This is a genomic window from Flavobacterium sp. SORGH_AS_0622 (assembly GCF_030818825.1).
GTDB lineage: Bacteria > Bacteroidota > Bacteroidia > Flavobacteriales > Flavobacteriaceae > Flavobacterium.
Genome location: NZ_JAUTAX010000001.1, coordinates 4,616,250 through 4,639,338, shown reverse-complemented (window position 1 = coordinate 4,639,338; position 23,089 = coordinate 4,616,250). Strand labels below are relative to the sequence as shown.

The window sequence follows — 23,089 nt, the reverse complement described above, 5'->3', positions numbered from 1 at the left end:
ATACGATGAAAATAGAAACCGTTATTAATGCAGAAATAGAACTTCTAACTGCTATTAAAAATTCGGATGTTTCTGCTTTGGAGACAATCCTGCACGATGATTTATTATTCAATCTTCCAGATGGACAAACAATCACTAAAGAATTTGATTTGAATTCCTACCGTTCAGGAAAAATGAAAATTGATTTTTTAGAAGCTTCAGATCAAATTATAAATGTGATAGATGATTCTGCCGTGGTTGCAGTTACTATTTCATTAAAAGGAACTTATGATAGTAATCCAATAAATGGCGTTCTTAAATATATCAGGGTTTGGAAACAATTTGAAAGTAATTTAAAAGTGATTGCAGGAAGCTGTATCCAGCTGGCATAAATTTTGAAAAGAAATTTAATAATAACATAAAACAAAGCTTCGTAAACTTGACTTACTTTGTGACTAAAACTCAAATATGAAAAATTTAAAAAGAATAAGCCTTCTAGGGCTTCTAATGGCTTTTGTAATCTCTTGCACAACTATGAAAAATGATACAAATGGTGCAGTTTCAGGAAAAGTAGAATCTATAGAATCTGGAAAAGACGGTTATACAGCAAAAATTATTACTGACAAAAAAGAAGTATATTTTGCAACAATCAGTATCGTAAACGTGGGCGGACCGCAAAACTATAAGCAAGTAAAAATTGGCGACGTAGTTTCTGTCAAGGGAGAAAAATGGAAAACCGATGATGAAAATCACATTAAAGTCACAGAAATCGTTTCGGTTAAATAAAAAGATAAACCATATAAGTTATATAAGTTCATTTAATATAGATGCGTAAAGCATTATATTTACTTATATAACTTATGTGGTTTATAATTTTGTAAATGTTTTTAACGAATACTATCGTGCGCATGAGTCTGCACGCCGTTATTCCATAAAGTTAGAATATCAGTTGCAACAGCAGCACCACTTCCGGCAGCAATTGCCAATTGGCTTCTCCAGCCGGCTAAAGTTCCAATCACATAAATGCCGTCGGCAACTTTATGGTCGTCGTTTTTAAGCTGAATGCGCTGTTTTTCTGGAAGTGCTTTTTTATGGGGTTCAACATATTGCATTAAACCTTCAATATCAAAAGTATTAGCAGAACCAATTCCGACAACTATATTTTTTGTTTTATAAGAATTTTTGTTGGTAACTACAGTAAATTCAGGATAACTGCCTTCAAGTCGAATTACTTTCTCATTCGGAATTTGAGTAATATGCGGATAAGTTATCGCCAAATCCTGTGTGCTTTCAATTAGCAATTCAGAGCCTAATTTGCCTGGTGAAATACCATAAGCATTGTAAAAGATTGCCTCTTGTAAAGAAGAATTTTTCTGATGAGTAAAAATCCCGATTTTTTTGTCAGTAACAAAAGTTTTGTTTTTTGCGGATCCTAAGACAAGAGCACAAGACATACCTGAAACTCCACCGCCAATAATTAAAACGTCAAACATGTTATCTGTTTTCATTCATTTTTTCCTCAATTCTTTTTGAAATCCTAAAGATCAAAAGAATAAGAACAGCGCAAAATGAAGCTGCGATTCCAATAAAAGCTACAATACTGTCTCCTTGAAAAGGATTTTTAAAGTCTAGCAGCGTAATATTAAAAACAATTAGAGCTAATGCTAAAAGCACTAAGATTGAAGTGAAAATTTTCATATGATTGTCTTTGTTTGTCTAAAATAATAAAAGTAGAACTTAAAGTGAAAATGAACTCCAAGTTGTATTTTAGAATATTTTACGGGGTAAATTTATAAAAATAAAATTTAGACAAACAAACCTTTAACATTAGCAGCGAATAATTTAACAGCAATTGCTAAAAGTATCACGCCAAACGTCTTACGAACTACTCCAAGTCCGTTTTCTCCTAACAAAGTTTCAATCTTTTTAGACGATTTTAGAACAACATAAACCAAGATTATATTCAATAAAATCGCAATGATAATATTAATAGTGTGAAATTGAGATCGAAGAGATAATAAAGTCGTCATAGTTCCTGCACCGGCAATTAGAGGAAAGGCTAGGGGAACAATAGAAGCAGAACCGGGTTCTTCGTCACGATAAATTCTAATTCCTAAAATCATTTCTAATGCCAGAAAGAATAAAACAAAAGAACCTGCCACGGCAAACGAATGCACGTCGATACCTATAAGGTTCAATAAGCCTTCTCCAACAAAAAGAAAAACAATCATAATAGCACCAGCTACAATAGAAGCTTTTTCAGATTCGATGTGTCCCACTTTTGCGCGTAGATTGACAATAATCGGAATTGAACCGACAATATCAATTACGGCAAAAAGTACCATACTAACTGTAATGATTTCTTTGAAGTCTATATCTAACATATCGCTTTGATTTTAAGGTATTAAAAACTGCTGCAAAAGTAGATAATAAAGTTAGGTGTTTTTTCAATACAATTCACTTTTGTTATAAAAACACGTTTTAGTTGTTAAAAAAGTGATATTTGTAACAAATGATTCTTTTTACCACAGAGATTCGCAAAGATTTTCCACAGAGTTACACAAAGATTTTAAAGTTAGATCTTGAAACCTTGTGAACTTAAAAAGTTCTGCTCCATAAAACTTTGTGTAACTCTGTGGAAACCTTTGCGTCCTCTGCGTTAAATTTTCCTTCAAACCTGTAGAAAAATTTGAAAGTATTTTATCTGCTTTCTTTGACTATCTTTGCACTTTATAAATTAGACTATTTTAATATCATGTTTCAGTTAGGTAAAACTATTATTTCAGAAGATATTCTGGAGAAAGAATTTGTGTGCAACTTGTCTGCTTGTAAAGGGGCTTGTTGTGTTGATGGAGATGCGGGCGCGCCTTTAAATGAGGCTGAAACGAAAATCTTAGAAGAAATCTATCCAAAAGTAAAACCCTTTTTACGAAAAGAAGGAATTGCAGCAATCGAAGCACAAGGAACTTGGGTAACCGGAACCGATGGTGATCTTGAAACACCGCTTATTGATAATAAAGATTGCGCTTATGTGATTTTTGATGGAAAAACTGCGCTTTGCGGAATCGAGCAGGCTTACAACCAAGGAATTGTAGATTGGAAAAAACCAGTTTCTTGTCATTTATATCCAATTCGTGTAAAAGACTTCACAGAATTTGCTGCGGTGAATTATGATAAATGGGACATTTGCGATGATGCTTGTTCGTTAGGAAAAGAATTGGAAGTTCCAGTTTATAAATTTGTCAAAGAAGCGTTGATAAGACGTTTTGGAGAAGACTGGTATTTGGAGCTTGAAAAAGTGGCTGAAGAACATAAAAATTCTTAGAAAATCGGCTATTCTTATATAGTCTTTTTGACTATATATTTTGACTCAAAAAAATAAAGTTTTGACTCAAAAAAAACTTTTTAAAACTATTTTAAATCTCTTGCTTTTTATATTAAAAAGTCTATATTTTACGGGGCTTCACGAGACAACTGGTGTATTTAAATCATTCATTTACAGTAAATTAATTATTTGTATGAAAATGTTTGGAAAATTTAACGTTGTTAAAAACTACCTCAAATTGTGAATAAGTTTGGCTTTCATTTTTGACGTTAAATGACAATCTTTGTAGTCTACTGAATAAGTAAAAATTCAATAAAAAAATTAACAGAATCTGTCATGTCACAAATCGAACCAATATTACAAGAAAATAAAAACCGCTTCGTTATTTTTCCGATTAAACATCATGATATTTGGGAATGGTATAAGAAAATGGAAGCAAGTTTTTGGACTGCTGAGGAAATTGACTTACACCAAGATTTGACAGACTGGAATAATAAGCTGAATGATGATGAAAGATATTTCATTAAGCATATTTTAGCATTCTTTGCTGCTTCTGACGGAATCGTAAATGAAAATCTTGCTGAGAACTTTGTAAATGAAGTTCAATATGCAGAAGCAAAATTTTTCTATGGATTCCAAATTATGATGGAGAATATTCACAGTGAGACTTATTCTTTATTAATTGATACTTACGTTAAAGACGAAGCAGAAAAAGCAGAATTATTTAATGCTTTGGAAGTTTTCCCTGCAATTGGTAAAAAAGCAGAATGGGCTTTAAAATGGATCGAGTCTGATTCGTTTGCTGAAAGACTTATTGCTTTTGCCGCAGTTGAAGGAATCTTTTTCTCAGGTGCTTTCTGTTCAATTTATTGGTTGAAAAAACGTGGTTTAATGCCAGGTTTAACTTTTTCTAATGAATTGATTTCGCGTGACGAAGGCGTACATTGTGATTTTGCAGTTCACTTGCATAATCACCATTTGGTAAACAAAGTGCCAAAAGAAAGAATTAAAGAAATTATTGTTGATGCACTAGATATCGAAAGACAGTTTGTAACAGAATCTCTTCCGGTAAGTTTAATTGGTATGAATGCTGGTTTAATGACGCAGTATTTGGAGTTTGTTGCCGATAGACTTTTGGTTGAATTAGGATGCGAGCGCGTTTACGGATCAGCGAATCCATTCGATTTCATGGACATGATTTCTCTTCAAGGAAAAACTAATTTCTTTGAAAAACGTGTTGCCGAGTATCAAAAATCTGGTGTCATGAACACAGACAGCGATGCTCAGAAAATTTCATTTGATGCAGATTTTTAGACAACAAAAATACTTTTAGCATCTACTCTTCTAGAGGTGCTGAAAAAAAAGATTAACAGAATATTTTAAGGTTGAATCTCTTTCCCAAATCGCAGATTCAATGACAATTTTTGACGTATTTAAATTCGATTTTCGAATTTGAAACGAGTAACTATTGAGAATTCGGTAATTCTCAAAAAATAATTTAAAAACACGCAATGTTTAAGTGCTGGAATCGTTTTTCTAGTGTCTTTCATTTTTTCAATAACTAAATTTAGTAAGCTTATGTATGTAGTAAAAAGAGATGGCCACAGAGAGCCCGTAATGTTTGATAAGATTACAGAAAGAATCAAAAAATTGTGCTACGGCTTGAATGAGCTTGTAGATCCGGTAAAGGTAGCGATGAGAGTTATCGAAGGATTGTATGACGGAGTTTCTACTTCTGAATTGGATAACCTTGCGGCAGAAACTGCAGCATCTATGACTATTGCTCACCCGGATTATGCACAATTGGCAGCTCGTGTGGCAATTTCAAATCTACATTCTAATACAAAAAAATCTTTCTCAGAAACGATGAAAGATATGTATCACTACGTTAATCCAAGAAATGGACAAGACGCGCCATTAATTGCAGATGACGTGTTTAAAGTGATTCAGGAAAATGCTGCTTTTTTAGATTCTCACATCATTTACACAAGAGATTTTAATTACGATTACTTTGGTTTTAAAACCTTAGAGCGTTCTTATCTTCTTAAAATAAACGGAAAAATCGTAGAAAGACCGCAGCATATGTTGATGCGTGTTTCTGTTGGTATTCACTTAGACGATTTAAAATCGGTAATTGAAACTTACGATTTAATGTCTAAAAAGTTCTTTACGCATGCAACGCCAACATTGTTTAATGCAGGAACTCCAAAACCTCAAATGTCTTCTTGTTTTCTTTTGGCAATGCAGGATGATAGTATTGATGGTATTTACGATACATTAAAACAAACAGCAAAAATCTCGCAGTCAGCGGGAGGAATTGGACTTTCTATTCATAACGTTCGTGCAACAGGATCTTACATTCGCGGCACAAACGGAACTTCAAACGGAATTGTTCCGATGTTGCGAGTTTTCAATGATACCGCTCGTTATGTAGATCAAGGTGGAGGAAAACGTAAAGGAAGTTTTGCAATTTACATCGAAACTTGGCATGCTGATATCTTCGATTTCTTGGATTTAAAGAAAAATACAGGAAAAGAAGAAATGCGTGCGAGAGATTTATTCTTCGCGATGTGGACATCAGATTTGTTTATGAAACGTGTTCAGGAAGATTCGACTTGGACTTTAATGTGCCCTAACGAATGTCCAGGATTATATGATGTTTACGGAGATGAATTTGAAGCTTTATATACAGATTACGAATTTAGAGGAAAAGGTAGAAAAACAATCCGTGCTCGTGAATTATGGGAGAAAATCCTAGAATCTCAAATCGAGACTGGAACACCATATATGTTGTACAAAGATGCGGCAAACCGTAAATCGAATCACAAGAATTTAGGAACAATTCGTTCTTCGAACTTGTGTACAGAGATTATGGAGTTTACATCTAAAGATGAAATTGCAGTTTGTAACCTAGCTTCTATTTCGTTGCCAATGTTTATTGAAAACGGAAAATTCGACCACGAAGCACTTTACAATGTTACAAAACGTGTAACTCGTAACTTGAACAAAGTAATCGACAGAAACTACTATCCAGTAAAAGAAGCTGAAAACTCAAACATGCGTCACCGTCCGGTTGGATTAGGAGTGCAAGGTTTAGCAGATGCTTTCATTATGCTTCGTATGCCGTTTACAAGTGATGAGGCTAAAAAATTAAACCAAGAGATTTTCGAAACTTTATACTTCGCTGCTGTAACTGCTTCTATGGAAATGGCAAAAGAAGAAGGTCCATATTCTACATTTGAAGGTTCTCCAATGTCTAAAGGAGAATTCCAATACAACATGTGGGGAATGAAAGATGAAGAATTATCTGGCCGTTGGGACTGGGCTTCATTAAGAAAAGAAGTGGTTGAACATGGAGTTCGTAACTCATTATTGGTTGCGCCAATGCCAACTGCATCAACTTCTCAAATTCTTGGAAACAACGAAGCTTTCGAACCATATACATCAAACATTTACACACGTCGTGTATTGTCTGGAGAGTTCATCGTAGTAAACAAACATTTACTAGAAGATTTAGTAAAATTAGGTTTATGGAACGAAGATCTGAAACAAGAAATTATGCGTCATAACGGATCTGTTCAAAATATAGATAAGATTCCGCAAGACTTGAAAGATCTTTATAAAACAGTTTGGGAAATGTCGATGAAAGATATTATCGATATGTCTCGTCAAAGAGGATATTTTATTGACCAATCTCAATCGTTGAACTTGTTCATGCAGGATGCCAACTATTCTAAATTGACGTCAATGCACTTCTATGCTTGGCAATCTGGTTTAAAAACAGGAATGTATTACTTAAGAACAAAAGCGGCTGTAGATGCGATTAAATTCACATTAAACAACGACAAAAAAGAAGAAACAGCTCCATCATTAGTGGCAGAAACTGAAGCAATCAGCGTTGAGGATTATAAAGCAATGCTTTTAAAAGCACAAGCGGCAGATCCTGAGGATTGTGAAATGTGTGGGTCTTAATAATTTTATAGTTTAGATTTGAGATTTTAGATCTTTAAAAATATAAAAGCAGTTATTGTAGTGATAACTGCTTTTTTTTATTTTATATTTGTTTTTTTTAATAGTAAAAATAATACAAATATGAAAGTGAAAATTGATACGTATAATGGAATTGCAAAACAATTAAAAGAAGAATATTCAAAACTATCAGATTTTGAAATTTTATCATTAGCGATTCAAATACAGAGAAATCAAATTTTAGAAAATGGATTGGTAGTCAGCTCATCGGATAAATATCCCAGTGCGCTAGAGGCAATAGCTATTGCACTAGGATATGAAGAAAGTAATTCAGTAACGATTACTGATATTTTACGAAATATGGTAAATAAATAAAGCATATATTGTTTATGAGAATTACTAGGTGCAGTTATTGTAATAATAACTGCTTTTTTATTTTATTCTCAATTTAGAGACATAGCCCGTGGTTTCAACCACGGGAAACGCATTTGGGAAACGCATTGTATTCCCGTGGTTGAAACCACGGGCCATGCTGATTATGATTGCTCAATAAATAAAACAATATCTCAAAAAATTCCCCGTTCTAATTAATACCAAAGACTTTTAAAACTTAGCACCTCAGAATCTTAGCGACTTAGCCTCTTTTAAAATTAAACCTTTAAAAGAAAGTCAAGTCTTATTGTAATAATTTCTGAATTATGAAAAAAAGCAGTCTTTGGTCCTTACGATTAGGTTTTTCAGGAAAACAAGCTTCAACAATTGAAAGACTCGGATTAGAAAAATTTCTAAAACATTCTTACGATTCAGAATTTGATACAGAATTTCCAGTGTTTCTGCAAGATCAACCTAAAACTGCTTTAGAGTTGAAACAAGTTCGGGAAATAATCAAAACTTCAGATCCCGAAACCAAAAAGGAAATTCAGAAAAAAGAAAATCAAGCAACCGCTGCACTTAAAAAGTGGTGGATTGCCAAAATGCGAAATGACGAATTTCCATTGCGCGAGAACATGGTTTGTTTTTGGCACAATCATTTTGTTTCTACTTCTCAAAAAGTAAAAGTCAATTACTGGATTTATCAGCACAATATGATTTTGCGCGAAAATGCTTTTGGGAATTTTAAAGAATTAACCAAGCAGATTCTGAAATCAAATGCAATGGTGCGCTACCTCGATAATGGCGATAATAAAAAAGGCAAAATCAACGAAAACCTAAGCCGTGAATTGCTGGAATTATTCACTATCGGAATTGGTAATTATACTGAAGATGATATTAAAAACGGCGCAAAAGCTTTAGCTGGTTTGAATATTGGTGATGATGGCGCCGTCTACAGAAAAAACATTGAAGATAATAGCGATAAAATCTATTTCGGCAAAACCGGAAATTGGAAAGCAGATGACTTAGTCGATATTATTTTCGAACAGAAAAACATTCCATATCTTATTACTAGAAAAATTATAAAATGGTTTATTTATGATAATCCGCCAGAAGATCTGGTTGTGTATTACGGAGATTATTTTAGGAAGCAAAAGTTTGAAATCGAGCCTTTGCTGACAAAGATTTTTACAGAAGAATTTAAAAAAGAGAATTCGGGAAATAAGATTAAAAATCCGGTGGTTTATATTTTACAGCTTTGCGATGAATTGCAGATTGAGAATGTTGATGATGCCGCAATTATGGCATTTATAAAACAGCAGGGAATGGATTTGTATAATCAGGTCAATGTAAAAGGCTGGGACGGCGGTAATTCATGGTTGACTTCCCAGATTTATCTCCAAAGAAACAATACATCCGATTTATTATGCAGTGGCAAAAGTCTTAATAGAAAGGTTTTGAAAACCATGATAAACGGAGTTGAAAAAGAAAAATCAGAATATGAAAAAACTGCGGTAAAAGTCGTTTTTGATTCAAATGGAAATAACAAAACCATTATTTCCGAATTGTCAGACAGATTGTTGTTTTCTGTCGGCGATGCAGCTCAAAAAGACATGGAAAATCTGTTGAAATATGATTTCGATCCAAAAGATCCTCATGCTGATTTTGCTGTGGTCAGAGTTTTCAATTACATCACAAAACTGCCCGAATATCAATTAATCTAGAAAATAAGAATCATGAACAGAAGAAATTTTCTAACGTTGACAGGAACATTTACAGGCGGGATGCTTGTACTTCCTAGTTTTTTGCACGCTTTTGGTTCGCAGCAAAATTTAGTAATTGGCGAGCAATGTATTGTTTTTGTTCAGTTGAATGGCGGAAACGACGGTTTAAATACTTTTATTCCGTATGATGATCCATTGTATTATGAATTGCGAACAAAAATTGCATTAAATAAAGATGCCGTTGTGGGAAAAAATAAAGGAATGGCATTTCATCCGTCGCTAAAAGATTTTGCTCAAATGCAGCAAAATGGAGATTTAACTGTGATTCAAAATGTAGGTTATCCAGAACCTATTCGTTCGCATTTTAGAAGTCAGGAAATCTGGCAGACCGCAACCGATTCTAATAAATATATAAATGAAGGCTGGTTGGGAAGATTTTTAGATCTGCAATGTAACGGACATCAGGCAACGGCGGGAATTAATTTAGATTCGATTGATAATTTAGCTTTAAAAGGAGTAGAGCCTAATTTTATCACGGTAAAAGATCCGGATCGCTTTAAGGTAAAATCTAAAGAAGAAAATGTGACTTTGTCTAAAAATCCGCATTTAGATTTTGTTCGAAAAATTGCTAATTCGGTTACAGAAGGTTCAGATGAAATTCAGAAAGCGTTAGCAAAATCTAAAACGGAAATCAGTTATCCAAAAACGGAATTATCTAAAAACCTAGAATGGATTGCTAGACTAATGAAAGGAAACTTAAATTCAAAAGTGTATTACACTTCACTTAACGGATTTGATACGCATGATAATCAGCTTTCAATTCACGAAAGAAAATTGACAGACTTAAACAATTCCATATATAGTTTTTATTCAGATCTAAAAGAAGCGCAGTTATTGCAGAATGTTACAGTTGTAGTTTTTTCAGAATTTGGGCGACGTGTAAAAGACAACGGAAACGGAACGGATCACGGAACTGCAGCTCCAATGTTTATCATCGGAGGAAATAATAAAGGAACTATTTTAGGAAAAAATCCAAATTTAGCCGACTTAGACAATGGTGATTTAAAACACGAAATAGATTTTAGAAGCGTATATGCTTCTTTATTAAAAGAAAAAATGAATTTCGATTATTCTAAAATTGGGATTGCTAATAAGCCGGTTTCGGGATTGTTTGCATAATCGCAATCTTGTCATTTCGATCCCGAGGCTTCGGGAGAGAAATCTCCGTTAGAAACTCTACAAAGATTGGCGCTTTTGATTACGGATTTACTTGCGGAGATTTCTCTCCCGAAGCCTCGGGATCGAAATGACAAATAAACCGAATTTTGCTGGTAAATCATCTTCGAAATACTATTTAAATATAAAAAAACTTAGAACCTTAGCACCTCAGAATCTCAGAACCTTAAAAAAAACCATTGTAAATATCTCATTTCAAGCCGATATTTTTATATTATCCTACAAAACCTCCTAAATTTGTTAAGAAATCCTTTTTTGTTTCATAAAATGCATTATTTTTTTTGGTGCGGTAAAAATAATTTATACATTCGCAGAGAATTTATTGAAAAACACAAACAAAATGTCTAATAACCGTTTTTATTTTAGCAACTCTTTTTATTTCTTCTTTAGTAGAAGTAAGGATTGTGCTATGGTTATTTGAGAAATATAAAATACAAATAAAACTAATATACAATCCTGATGCAAATCAGGATTTTTTTTTGAATATATGACAACGAAAATTGCAATACAAGGTATAAAAGGTTCTTTTCATCATCAGGTTGTGAAGGAGTATTTTTCTGAAAATGTGGCTATTGATGAGTGTTTGTCTTTTGAAGAATTAGTCGACAGCCTTCTTTCTGGAAAATCAGACCAAGCAGTTATGGCGATTGAAAATTCGATTGCAGGGCCAATTATTCCAAATTATGCTTTGATTGACAAGAATAATTTACACATTATTGGAGAGCATTATTTGAGCATTCACCAAAATTTAATGACTTTAAAAGGTCAGAAAATCGAAGACATAAAGGAAGTTCATTCGCACCCAATGGCACTTTTGCAATGCATGGATTTCTTAAAGCAATATCCAAACATCAAATTGGTTGAAGATAAAGATACAGCCGAAACAGCAAGAAGAATTCAGGAAAAACAATTAACCGGAATTGCTGCAATAGGAAGTAAAGTAGCTTCAGAAATGTATGATTTAGAAATCATTGCGCCGGAAATTCAAACGATCAAAAACAATATGACCCGTTTTGTGATTATCAAAAAGCAAAATTCATTTTTGCCAGAAAACGAAATCAACAGAGCTTCAATCAAATTTGAATTAGATCATAAAAGAGGAAGTTTAGCAGCAGTTTTAAACGTAATGAGCGACTGCAAACTGAATTTGACAAAAATTCAGTCACTTCCAAAAATCGAAACACCTTGGAAATATTCATTTTTCGTAGACGTAACATTCGAGAAATATGAAGACTTTGCAAAAGCAAAAGCATTACTGAATATAATGGCAGAATATTTAAAAGTTCTGGGTGAATACAAGAATACAAAACCTTTTATAGGTTAAATGTTATTAGTTAAAAGTTAGAAGTAAAAAAGAGCCTAAAGCCTAGAGCTTACGGCCTAAAGCAATATAGAAATGATTACAACAGCAAAACGATTAGATACAGTTGAAGAATACTACTTCTCATCAAAATTGAGAGAAGTTCGTCAATTGCAGTCTGAAGGAAAATCGATCATCAATATGGGAATTGGAAGCCCTGATTTGAGTCCGTCAAAAGCAGTAATTGAAGCAGTCGCTGCAGCAATTCAAGACGAAAACGGGCATGGTTATCAAAGCTATCAGGGATTACCAGAAATGAGGCAGGCGATGGGAGATTTTTATAAAGATCAGTTTGGTGTTGAAGTGAATCCGAATAATGAGATTTTACCTCTGATGGGTTCGAAAGAAGGAATTATGCACATTTCGTTAGCATTTTTAAATGAAGGCGATCACGTTTTAATTCCGAATCCAGGTTATCCGACTTATACTTCGGTAACCAATTTGGTTCAGGCAGTTCCTGTTTATTATGATTTGAAAGAAGAAAATGGCTGGGAACCTGATTTCGAAGCTTTAGAAAAATTGGATCTTTCGAAAGTAAAAATTATGTGGTTGGGTTATCCGCACATGCCAACAGGAGCGAGAGGAAGTTTAGCGTTATTTGAAAAATTGGTTGCCTTTGCTAAAAAACACAATATATTATTGATCAACGACAATCCGTATAGTTTTGTTTTGAATGATAATCCGATGAGTTTATTGCAGGTTGAAGGCGCAAAAGAGGTGGCTTTAGAATTGAATTCACTTAGTAAAACCTTCAATATGGCAGGCTGGAGAGTCGGAATGGTTTTAGGAAATCCTGAAATTATCGATGCGGTTTTAAAAGTAAAAAGCAACATGGACAGCGGAATGTACTACGGAATTCAGAAAGGTGCGATTGCAGCTTTAAAATGTGATAAATCGTGGTTTGAAGATCAAAACAAAATCTACAGACGCCGAAGAGAATTAACAGAAAAACTAGCAGAAAAATTAGGCTGCGAAGTGTATAAAGAAGGAGTTGGATTATTTGTTTGGGCAAAGCTTCCTGAAGGAATCGAATCATCAGAAAAGTTCATTGACGAAATATTATATGAGAAACACATTTTCATCACGCCGGGAACAATCTTCGGAAGCAATGGTGAAGGATATATTAGATTCTCATTGTGTGTGAAAGAGGAAAAAGTACAGGAAGCGATAGATCGATTTTAGTAATTGTAGATATCAGATTTTAGATTTTAGATTTTCAGGCTGAGCGTCTCGAAGCTTCGGGAAAAGCCTTTTTTAATTGGAATTTGGAATTTAAAATTTTGGAATTTAAAGAAATAGTATGAAAGTATACGTAATAGGAATAGGATTAATAGGCGGTTCGATGGTGCTGGACATCAAAGACCAACATCCTGATTCGACAATTTTTGGAATTGATAATAACGAAAAACATTTGCAGGAAGCAATTGATTTAGGAGTTATCGATGAAGCAGGAAGTTTTGAATATTTGGCTGAAGCCGATTTTGTAATTGTTTCGGTTCCGGTTGATGTGGCGCTGACAGTTTTGCCTAAAGTTCTGGATTCGGTTGGAGATAAAACGATTGTTTTTGAAGTAGGTTCAACGAAAAAGCCAATTTGTGAAGCAGTAGCTAATCATCCGAAAAGAAGAAATTTTATCGCTACGCATCCGATAGCAGGAACGGAGTTTTCGGGACCTTCGGCAGCGATAAGAGGTTTGTTTAAAGGAAAAACAAATATTATCTGCGAAGTGGAAAAAACCACTTTTAAATTGCAGGAAAAGGCATTAAAGCTTTTCAGCGAAATCGGAATGAGGATTCGATACATGGATCCGACTTCGCATGACAAACATATTGCTTACGTTTCGCATTTGTCGCACATAAGTTCGTTTATGCTTGGAAAAACGGTAATGAACAAAGAAAAAGACGAACAGGATATTTTTGATATGGCGGGAAGCGGATTTGAAAGTACCGTTCGTTTAGCAAAAAGCTCGCCGGCAATGTGGACGCCTATTTTTAAGCAAAACAAGGAACACGTTCTGGAAACATTAGAAGAATATATTTCAAATCTCAGTCGGTTTAGGGATTTGCTGAAAGATGAAAATTACAATGCCATTTTTGAAGAAATGGAAAGCACAAATAAAATAAAAGAAATACTAAACGGATTAACAACAACTAAAAAGTAAATTAGAATTAAGATGGAAAATAAGAAAGAAATGAGAAAGTGGTTAGAAGATTTCAATTTAAATCACCCACTTGTGATAGCTGGACCTTGTAGTGCAGAAACTGAAGATCAGGTTTTGAAAATTGCTCACGAATTAAAAGATTCAAAAGTTAGTGTATTCAGAGCTGGAATCTGGAAACCAAGAACGCGTCCGGGAGGATTTGAAGGTGTTGGAGAAATTGGTTTAAAATGGTTACAAAAAGCAAAAGCTGAAACTGGTTTATTAATGGGTACTGAAGTTGCGACTGCGGCTCACTGTAAACTGGCTTTAGAACACGATATCGACGTTTTATGGGTTGGTGCACGTACAACTGCAAACCCTTTCGCAGTTCAAGAAATTGCTGATACTTTAAAAGGAACAGATAAAATCGTTTTAGTGAAAAACCCAGTAAACCCAGATTTAGCTTTATGGTTAGGTGGTGTTGAGCGTTTACACATGGCTGGAATTGAGAAATTAGGAGTTATCCACAGAGGTTTCTCTACTTACGAAAAAACAAAATACAGAAATATTCCAGAATGGCAGATTGCTATCGAATTGCAGAATAAATTCCCTGATCTACCATTGATCATTGATCCATCTCACATTACAGGAGATCGTAAAATGATTTTCGAAGTAACGCAAGAGGCTTTAGATTTGAACTACGACGGTATGATTATCGAAACACACTACGATCCAGACAACGCTTGGTCTGATGCTGCGCAGCAAGTAACTCCAGACGCTTTGAAACAAATCATTAAAGATTTGACTATCAGAAAAACGGATGATACTACAGATGAGTACAGCCAAAAAATGACAAAATTAAGAGCTAACATCGACGTTCTTGACGCTAACTTATTAGAGTTATTAGGGAAACGTATGAAAGTTGCTGACGAAATTGGTCAGGTGAAAAAAGATGCAAACGTAGCGATTCTTCAAAACAACCGTTGGAACGAAATCTTAGGAAAAATGATTTTAGAAGGTGAGAAAAAAGGTCTTACTGAAGAGTTTGTTTTGAGAATGTTCAAAGCAATTCACCAAGAAAGTATAGGCCACCAAGAGAAAATTTTCAACGCATAATTTTGCTGAACCATATAAGTGATATAAGTTAATTTTAGTTTTTGAAAACAAGATCCCTAAATTTTCTTATAACATTAATTGAAGATAGATTGTTTTTTAAAATCTCCATTACTTTGAAAGAAGTTTTGGGGATTTTTGTTTTTAGATTATATCAACCAACGTTTGAATCTTAATGGCGGAACGTTTTTCTCAATCAATTCAGAAGGTTGAAACCTTGGGCTATGTTTAAAATTATTCATTTATCTTTGCAGGGATTTAGTTTTCAATTCTGAAATCTAATCCCGAAGTTTCGGGACAAACAATCTAAAATTAAAGAATGACAGGAATCGTATATAAATCTACAGGAAGCTGGTACACCGTAAAATCTGAAAAAGGCGATTTTATAGAATGCCGTATGAAAGGAAAGTTTAGGATGAAAGGTATCAAAAGTACTAATCCTATTGCTGTAGGTGATATTGTCGATTACGAATTAGAAGAAACTTCAGATGCTGTTACGGGAACGATTTATAATATCCATGAAAGAAAAAATTATATCGTTCGTAAATCAGTTAACTTATCTAAGCAGATTCATATTATAGCATCGAATATTGATCAGGTTTTTTTATTGATTACTATTGATAATCCGCCGACAACGACGAGCTTTATAGATCGTTTTTTGGTTACGGCAGAAGCATACGGAATTGAAGCTATCCTGATTTTTAATAAAATTGATACACTCAACGAGCAAACTTTAGACGATCAATTGTATTTGCAGCATATTTATACCGAAATTGGATATAAATGTCTTAGAATTTCATCAACAGAAAATAAAGGCGTTGACCAGTTAAAGGAAATGATGATTGGAAAAGTAAGCATGTTTTCCGGACATTCTGGAGTTGGAAAATCAACTTTGGTCAATGCAATGGAACCAAGCCTGCATTTAAAAACTACTGTAATTTCAGAACAAAGCAAACAAGGACAGCATACGACTACTTTTGCCGAAATGTATGATTTATCTTTTGATGCCCGAATTATTGACACACCTGGAATTAAAGGTTTCGGAATTGTAGATATGGAGCCATCTGAAATCAGCGGTTATTTTCCAGAATTCTTCAAACTGAAAGACCAATGTAAGTTTAACAACTGTTTACACAAAGAGGAGCCTCATTGTGCGATTAAAGCAGCTTTAGAAAAAGACGAAATCGCTTGGTCACGTTACAATAGTTATCTTAAAATCCTTGAAGGAGATGACGAGCATTATCGAACCGATACTTATGGTGAAGATCGTGCAGCTAGTGATGAAACGAGAAAATAAAAAATCAATTTTAAAATTCCAAATTCCAATTGTAAAGATGTACTGCTGTGTATCTAACGTCCAGAAATAAAATCCAAATAATCTTTTAATCATGGTTTAAAAGCCACTCCAGATAAATAATGAAAATAATAATCCAAAGAGTTTCAGAAGCATCAGTAACGGTAGAAGGTCAAAAAACAGCAGACATTAAAAGGGGTTTACTAGTTTTAGTTGGAATTGAAGACGCCGACACTCAGGAAGATATTGACTGGCTTTCTGGAAAGATTATTAAAATGAGAATTTTTGGAGATGAAAATGATGTTATGAACTGCTCAGTTCAAGATATTGACGGCGATATTATTGTAGTAAGTCAGTTTACACTTCATGCTTCGACTAAAAAAGGGAACCGTCCATCTTATATAAAAGCAGCAAAACCAGATTTTGCAATCCCTATGTATGAAAACTTTGTAAAATCTCTAGAAAAAGAATTGGGCAAAAAAGTTCAAACAGGAATTTTCGGTGCCGATATGAAGGTTAATCTCTTAAATGATGGACCAGTTACCATAATAATGGACAGCAAAAATAGAGAGTAAAATTTTATTAAACATTTGTTAAGGATTTCTGAAAATAATATATATTTGACGAAAATACCTACTAATGAAAAACCTCTTTTGCGCGTTATTTTTTGTTATAATCACGGTTAATTCATTTGCTCAAAAGAGCGATTATTCCATTTTAAAAATTTCTGATAGTCTTAAAGAAAACGCCAATGCTGTTCTTCGTTTAGACCAGATGGATATTGTTATTGCTTCGCAACGAAGTATGAATATAAAAGTACAAAGAGTTGTTTCTGTTTTAAATAATAAGGGTTTAAACGATATTGACGCTTTTCAGCATTATGATAAAACCACTTCCATAAAAAGTATTGAAGCCGTTGTTTATGATGCCTTCGGAAACGAAATAAAAAAAATCAAACGAAAAGATTTTAAAGATCAAAGCGCCGTAAGCGGGAGTACCCTTTTTTCAGATAATCGAGTACTTTATTTAGATTATACTCCTATTTCTTATCCTTTTACAATTGTTTATACTAGTGAGGTGGAGACTTCAAACACTGCATTTATACCACAATGGTATTTTTTAGGCGGTTATTATTTAAGTGTAGAAAAATGTGCGCTGAATGTTACTTTCCCTAAAGAACTGGGGTTTAAAAAGAAAGAGTTCCGTTTTTCTGATTTTAATATAACAAAAACAGTTGATACAGATACCAAACTGAGTTATACAGCTGTTAATATCCTAGCTCAAAAGCAAGAAGATCTCAGTCCTTCTCAAACAGATCTTTTTCCTAAAGTAATGATGGGACTCGAACATTTCCATTTAGAAGGAGTCGATGGCACGGCTACCACTTGGGAAGCTTTTGGTAAATGGTATGGAGAAAAAATCCTAACCGGAACTACAACTTTACCAGAAGAAACTAAAACAAAAATAAAAGCACTTGTTGGCAATGAAAAAGATCCTGTCAAAAAAGCAAAGATTATTTACGATTATGTTCAAAAGAAATCTAGATATGTAAATATTGCGGTAGGCATTGGCGGCTGGAAACCAATGCTGGCAACAGATGTAGATCGTTTAGGTTATGGAGATTGTAAAGCATTGTCAAATTATACAAAAGCACTTTTACAGGCTGTTGATGTTCCTTCATACAATACAATTTTATACGGAGATCGCTATAAATCAGATATTCAATCGGATTTTGTTTCCATGCAGGGGAACCACATGATTCTTGCTGTTCCAGATAAAGATAATTATATCTGGCTGGAATGTACCAGTCAAGATGATCCTTTTGGTTATCAAGGAACTTTTACAGACGATAGAAATGTTTTGGTAGTAAAGCCAGAAGGCGGGGAAATTGTTCGAACTAAAATTTATGACGATAAAGGAAATACTCAAACAGGAAAAGGAACTTATACAATTGATGAGAATGGAAATTTTTCTGGTACTTTAAAAATAGCTTCCCAAGGAAGTCAATATGCTGCTAAATCCAGAGTTGAGAATTTACAGCCAAACGAAAAAGAAGAACATTATAAAGAATATTGGGATAACATCAATAATTTAAAATTAGGTAAAATAACTTTTACGAATGATAAAGAAAATATTCTTTTTACCGAAGATGTTCAGTTAAGTGCATCAAATTATGGTGCTGTTTCTGGAAATAAAATGATTTTTGTTGTTGATGCATTCAACCAATATACCGGAAATGTAAAGCGCATTAGAAACCGTAAAAATCCATTTCAAATTCAGCGTGGCTATTTAGATACAGATGAAATTGAGATAAATCTTCCAGCAGGTTTTAGTGTCGAATTTCTGCCTCAAAATTATGAGCTAAAAGGAAAATTCGGAGAATATAAAACAGAAATCCTTAAAAAAGAAAACAACAAAATAACCTATAAAAGATCTATGTTCTTAAACAAAGGAAAATATTCAAATAAAGAATATGACGAATACCGTTTGTTTATGGAGCAGGTTTCTAGAAATGATAACGCCAAAATAATACTAACCAAGAATTAAAACTATAACCAAAAACAACCAATGAAAATTATTAAACTTTTTAGCCTGTCTGTGATTTTATTAATCGCTCCCAAAGCGATTTCACAGGATTTTAGATTAGGGAAAGTTTCTGTTGCAGAATTAGAACAGAAAGCACACCCAAAAGATACTTCAGCCGTAGCGGCAATTTTGTATAAAAAAGGAGTGTCTAGAATGGAATTTGACCAAAACGATGGTTTTTACATGCTGACTGATGTAGAAACTCGTGTCAAAATTTATAAAAAAGAAGGATATGACTGGGCCAATCAAGCAGTTTGGTACTACAATACTAACAATCTAAAAGAAAGAGTGTTTTTTTCAGACGCAGTTACTTACAATTTGGTAAATGGTAAAATTGAAAAAACAAAATTAAAAAGTGACGGATCTTTTGATGAAGTCCTTTCGAAATATAGAGGGCAAAAAAAGATTACAATGCCTAACATTAAAGAAGGTTCTGTAATAGAATTTCGATATACGGTAAGATCTCCGAGTGATGCAATGATTCGTGATTGGGATTTTCAATCTTCAGTTCCTGTAAATTATTCTGAGTTTAAAGTAGCATACCCAGAATATTATGTTTTTAAACCAAGACAGAAGGGATATATATTTCCTAAAATCACAACATTAAAAAATCCTAAATCGATAACTATTACTAGTAAAGAAAGAGGAGGAAATGGAATGGCAGCAAAAACTGAGTTTTACTCCGATAAAGTAGATTATATAGAAACAGAAGTTACTTATGTAGCACAGGATTTTCCGGCCTTAAAAGATGAAAGTTTTGTCAATAATATTGACAATTACAAATCAAGTGTAGAACACGAACTTTCATTAACTCATTTTCCAAATAGACCAATTAAAGAATATTCTACCGATTGGAATTCTGTTGTTCGAACAATTTATGAATATGAGGATTTTGGTCCAGAGTTAAATAAAACAGGATATTTTGAAGAAGATCTAAAAAAATTATTGGCAGGAATTACTACGCCTGAAGAAAAGATGTGGGTAATATTAAACCATGTAAAATCAAACGTAAAATGGAATGGTTATACAGGTTATGGCTGCGATAGCGGAGTTAAAAAAGCGTATAAAGAAAAAACGGGTAATATTGCTGATATTAATTTAATGCTTACGGCTATGCTGCGTCATTCTGGACTAACAGCAAATCCAGTTTTAGTAAGTACCCGCTCTAACGGAATTGCATTGTTCCCGAACAGAACAGCTTTTAATTATGTAATTGCTGCAGTCGAAACTCCAAATGGTTATATTTTACTAGACGCAACCGATAAATATTCAACACCAAACGTTCTTCCTTTTAGAACCTTGAATTGGCTTGGAAGATTGATTCGAAAAGACGGAAGTTCAGAAGAAATAGATTTAATGCCTAAAAAAGCATCAAATGATATTGTTTTTATGAATTATGATATTGATGCCGAAGGACATGTTAAAGGGAAAACCAGAAGACAATGCTCAGATTATAATGCAATGATTACCAGAGAAAATTTCGAAAAATTGAAAGAAGAAGAGTATTTAGAGAAGCTTGAAAATAATAGCGGTAAAATCGAAATAAGTGAATATTCAAGAACCAATGAGAAAGATTTATTAGCTCCTGCTATCGAAACTTATTCATTTACCGGAAATAATTTGTGCGAACTTATTGGCGGTAAAATTTATGTGAACCCAATGCTGTTTTTTGCTAAAGACAAAAATCCATTTAAGCAGGATGTTCGCGAGTATCCAGTAGATTTTGGTTATCCGTTTTTAGATAAATACAATATTACAATTAAAATTCCAGAAGGTTATACGGTAGAAACGCTCCCAGCGGCAGTTGCTTATAATATGGAAAATAATTTAGGAAGTTTTAAATTTAATATTGCCGCAAACGATAATGTACTTCAATTAAGTATAGCACATCAAATAAATGAAGCAATCGTTACCACAGAACAATATGAAATGCTGAAAGAATATTACAAAGGCATGATTGAAAAACAAACAGAAAAGATTGTTTTAAAACGAATTTAAAATGCTGTTTAGATCTCTCTTAATTTGTATTGCTTTATTTTGGAATACTATAAATATCCAAGCTCAAAATTATGAGCTTGGAAAAGTAACTATTGCCGAATTACAAGAGAAAATACATCCTGTAGATTCTTCTGCGCCAGCTGCAATTTTATTTAAAAAAGGCAAAACTGTATTTAGTTACAATGATAAAACAGGATTTTCTGCCATTCACACTTATGAGTTCAAAATTAAAATTTATAAAAAAGAAGGCTTAAAATGGGCCGATCAAAAAGTGCATTACTATGTTGGTTACCAGAATTTGAATGAAGATTTATTAACATTTTCAAATGCAGTTACTTATAATTTAGAAAATGGTAAAGTAGAAAAGACAAAGTTAGAAAGCCAAGGATCGTTCAAAAAGAAAATTAATGAATATTGGAATGAAAAAGGAATAACGCTTCCTAATGTAAAAGTCGGTTCTATCATAGAATATAAATATGTTTTAAAATCTGAAAATATCAGCGAGTTTCCTGATTTTGATTTTCAATTTAGCATTCCATTAAACTATTTTGAGTATAAGACAGAATTCCCAGAGTTTTACATTTACAAAACTATTTTAATTGGCGGACACACGATAGAAAATAATTCTAAACTTGTTAATGGAAGCCAGAATTTCACCAATGAATATGGACAAAGCCGCTGGATGTCTTACAAACAAATTGATGCATTTTATTCTGGTAAAAATATTCCAGCTTTAAAAGAAGAACCTTATGTAAATAATATTGAAAACTATAGAGGATCTATTCAGCACGAATTAGAGCGTGTTCGCATGCCAGAACAGCCAGTTAAAGATTTTACTATTACTTGGGAAGGAGTGGCTTCAACAATTTATAAAGAAGATCATTTTGGAAAAGAACTTAATAAAAACAATTTCCTTTTGGCAGATGTTCAAAAATTATTAGTCAATGTTGAATCTCAAACAGAAAGAATGAACATTATTTTTCAATTCGTTCAAAATAAAATGAACTGGAATGAAATTAATAGCTGCCTTACTGATAAAGGTGTCGAAAAAGCATACACAGATCAGACAGGAAACATTGCCGAAATTAATTTTATTTTACTTAATATGCTGAAATGGGCAGGTATAGAAGCTAATCCTGTTTTAGTAAGTACAATTGAAAATGGAGTGCCAGTTTATCCAACAAGAATGGGATTTAATTATGTAATTGTTGCAGCCGAAATAGACGGAAAACAAATCCTGTTAGATGCTTCTCGTAAATTTACATCACCCAATATACTTCCATTAAATATCTTAAATTGGAAAGGCAGATTAATCAAAAACGATGGTACTTCTAAAGAGATTGATTTAGTCCCTGTAAAACCTTCAAGAGAAGTTTCAAATTTGACTTTCAAAGTAAATGAAAATGGAAAAATAGACGGCAAAATTAGAATTCAGAAAACAGATTATGAAGCTTATAAGTTTAGAGTTCAAAACGGAAACAGAAATCAAAAAGATTATATTGAAAAACTAGAACAGAAGCTTGGCGATTTAAAGATTTCCGATTATCTCGTAACCAATAAAATTTCCAATTTATCCGATCCAATTGTGGAAACCTTTAGTTTTGAAACCGATAATTTTGTTGAAAATATAGGAGGAAAACTTTATATAAACCCAATGTTGTTCTACACACCATCTAAAAATCCTTTTTTACAAGAAACTAGACAAATGGGCATTTATTTCGGATATCCAAAACAAGAAAAAGTTCTAGTCAATGTAGAGATTCCAGAAGGTTATGTCGTAGAAACACTTCCTTCTCCTGCTAGGTTTTCACTCGAAGATAATTCTATAACTTTAGTGTTAAATGTTTTAAATGAAGGAAACAAAATTCAATTTAGCTTTTCAAAAGACATTAACAATAGTATTTTTGCAGCCGAGCACTACAATACATTGAAAATTCTTTTTCAGAAAATGATTGCTAGTCAAAACGAAAAAATTGTTCTAAAAAAAGCTTAA

General features: G+C 33.3%; 20 protein-coding genes. 17 read left to right on the top strand and 3 right to left on the bottom strand.

All coding sequences use genetic code 11. The features are described 5' to 3' along the window. The first annotated feature begins 5 nt into the window (after nucleotides 1-5). Both QE431_RS19925 and QE431_RS19920 read left to right on the top strand, forming a co-directional pair. Nucleotides 6-371 (top strand): nuclear transport factor 2 family protein, encoded by a 366-nt coding sequence (locus QE431_RS19925; protein ID WP_307299647.1) that lies wholly within the window; start codon nucleotides 6-8, stop codon nucleotides 369-371. A gap of 76 nt (nucleotides 372-447) precedes the next feature. Beyond that, on the top strand, nucleotides 448-765 hold the full coding sequence (locus QE431_RS19920) for a hypothetical protein (RefSeq protein ID WP_307299645.1): 318 nt from the start codon (nucleotides 448-450) through the stop codon (nucleotides 763-765). A gap of 101 nt (nucleotides 766-866) precedes the next feature. On the opposite strand, the gene QE431_RS19915 is transcribed toward QE431_RS19920, so the two are convergent. The 3 genes from QE431_RS19915 to QE431_RS19905 form a co-directional block, all read right to left on the bottom strand. Continuing rightward, nucleotides 867-1,472, bottom strand: coding sequence for an FAD-dependent oxidoreductase (locus QE431_RS19915; protein WP_057115957.1), 606 nt, complete (start codon nucleotides 1,470-1,472; stop codon nucleotides 867-869). Between the two features lies 1 nt (nucleotide 1,473). After that, nucleotides 1,474-1,677 (bottom strand): hypothetical protein, encoded by a 204-nt coding sequence (locus QE431_RS19910; protein WP_057115089.1) that lies wholly within the window; start codon nucleotides 1,675-1,677, stop codon nucleotides 1,474-1,476. 107 nt (nucleotides 1,678-1,784) lie between these two features. Further along, nucleotides 1,785-2,363 (bottom strand): MarC family protein, encoded by a 579-nt coding sequence (locus tag QE431_RS19905; RefSeq protein WP_057115088.1) that lies wholly within the window; start codon nucleotides 2,361-2,363, stop codon nucleotides 1,785-1,787. Between the two features lie 371 nt (nucleotides 2,364-2,734). On the opposite strand from QE431_RS19905, the gene QE431_RS19900 reads away from it, so the two are divergent. The 15 genes from QE431_RS19900 to QE431_RS19830 all read left to right on the top strand — a co-directional run bounded on the left by QE431_RS19900 (nucleotide 2,735) and on the right by QE431_RS19830 (nucleotide 23,089). Further along, on the top strand, nucleotides 2,735-3,304 hold the full coding sequence (locus tag QE431_RS19900; RefSeq protein ID WP_057115087.1) for a DUF3109 family protein: 570 nt from the start codon (nucleotides 2,735-2,737) through the stop codon (nucleotides 3,302-3,304). 336 nt (nucleotides 3,305-3,640) lie between these two features. Continuing rightward, nucleotides 3,641-4,618 (top strand): ribonucleotide-diphosphate reductase subunit beta, encoded by a 978-nt coding sequence (locus tag QE431_RS19895; protein WP_057115086.1) that lies wholly within the window; start codon nucleotides 3,641-3,643, stop codon nucleotides 4,616-4,618. Between the two features lie 264 nt (nucleotides 4,619-4,882). Then, nucleotides 4,883-7,276 (top strand): ribonucleoside-diphosphate reductase subunit alpha, encoded by a 2,394-nt coding sequence (locus tag QE431_RS19890; protein ID WP_307299643.1) that lies wholly within the window; start codon nucleotides 4,883-4,885, stop codon nucleotides 7,274-7,276. A gap of 120 nt (nucleotides 7,277-7,396) precedes the next feature. Continuing rightward, nucleotides 7,397-7,648, top strand: coding sequence for a histidine kinase (locus tag QE431_RS19885; RefSeq protein WP_307299641.1), 252 nt, complete (start codon nucleotides 7,397-7,399; stop codon nucleotides 7,646-7,648). A 323-nt stretch (nucleotides 7,649-7,971) separates the two neighbouring features. Further along, nucleotides 7,972-9,369: a DUF1800 domain-containing protein gene (locus tag QE431_RS19880; protein WP_307299639.1), complete on the top strand. Its 1,398-nt coding sequence runs from the start codon at nucleotides 7,972-7,974 to the stop codon at nucleotides 9,367-9,369. Nucleotides 9,370-9,381: 12 nt separating this feature from the next. Beyond that, a complete protein-coding gene (locus QE431_RS19875; RefSeq protein WP_307299638.1) occupies nucleotides 9,382-10,548 on the top strand; it encodes a DUF1501 domain-containing protein in 1,167 nt (388 codons plus the stop codon). Between the two features lie 544 nt (nucleotides 10,549-11,092). Beyond that, nucleotides 11,093-11,929: a prephenate dehydratase gene (locus tag QE431_RS19870; protein ID WP_134142596.1), complete on the top strand. Its 837-nt coding sequence runs from the start codon at nucleotides 11,093-11,095 to the stop codon at nucleotides 11,927-11,929. A 72-nt stretch (nucleotides 11,930-12,001) separates the two neighbouring features. Continuing rightward, entirely contained in the window at nucleotides 12,002-13,147 is a 1,146-nt protein-coding gene (locus tag QE431_RS19865) for a pyridoxal phosphate-dependent aminotransferase (RefSeq protein WP_307299636.1), read from the top strand. Nucleotides 13,148-13,265: 118 nt separating this feature from the next. Then, nucleotides 13,266-14,126, top strand: a complete 861-nt coding sequence (locus tag QE431_RS19860; protein ID WP_307299634.1) for a prephenate dehydrogenase — start codon at nucleotides 13,266-13,268, stop codon at nucleotides 14,124-14,126. A 12-nt stretch (nucleotides 14,127-14,138) separates the two neighbouring features. Continuing rightward, nucleotides 14,139-15,221, top strand: a complete 1,083-nt coding sequence (locus QE431_RS19855) for a bifunctional 3-deoxy-7-phosphoheptulonate synthase/chorismate mutase type II (protein WP_068842266.1) — start codon at nucleotides 14,139-14,141, stop codon at nucleotides 15,219-15,221. Nucleotides 15,222-15,537: 316 nt separating this feature from the next. Further along, the gene (rsgA, locus tag QE431_RS19850) at nucleotides 15,538-16,515 is read left to right on the top strand and encodes a ribosome small subunit-dependent GTPase A (protein WP_057115076.1); all 978 of its coding nucleotides are present in this window, start codon (nucleotides 15,538-15,540) and stop codon (nucleotides 16,513-16,515) included. A 119-nt stretch (nucleotides 16,516-16,634) separates the two neighbouring features. Then, nucleotides 16,635-17,087 (top strand): D-aminoacyl-tRNA deacylase, encoded by a 453-nt coding sequence (dtd, locus tag QE431_RS19845; protein WP_307299632.1) that lies wholly within the window; start codon nucleotides 16,635-16,637, stop codon nucleotides 17,085-17,087. 64 nt (nucleotides 17,088-17,151) lie between these two features. Further along, on the top strand, nucleotides 17,152-19,059 hold the full coding sequence (locus QE431_RS19840; protein WP_307299630.1) for a DUF3857 domain-containing protein: 1,908 nt from the start codon (nucleotides 17,152-17,154) through the stop codon (nucleotides 19,057-19,059). A 21-nt stretch (nucleotides 19,060-19,080) separates the two neighbouring features. Beyond that, nucleotides 19,081-21,096, top strand: a complete 2,016-nt coding sequence (locus QE431_RS19835; protein ID WP_307299628.1) for a DUF3857 domain-containing protein — start codon at nucleotides 19,081-19,083, stop codon at nucleotides 21,094-21,096. Nucleotide 21,097: 1 nt separating this feature from the next. Then, nucleotides 21,098-23,089, top strand: a complete 1,992-nt coding sequence (locus QE431_RS19830) for a DUF3857 domain-containing protein (protein ID WP_307299626.1) — start codon at nucleotides 21,098-21,100, stop codon at nucleotides 23,087-23,089.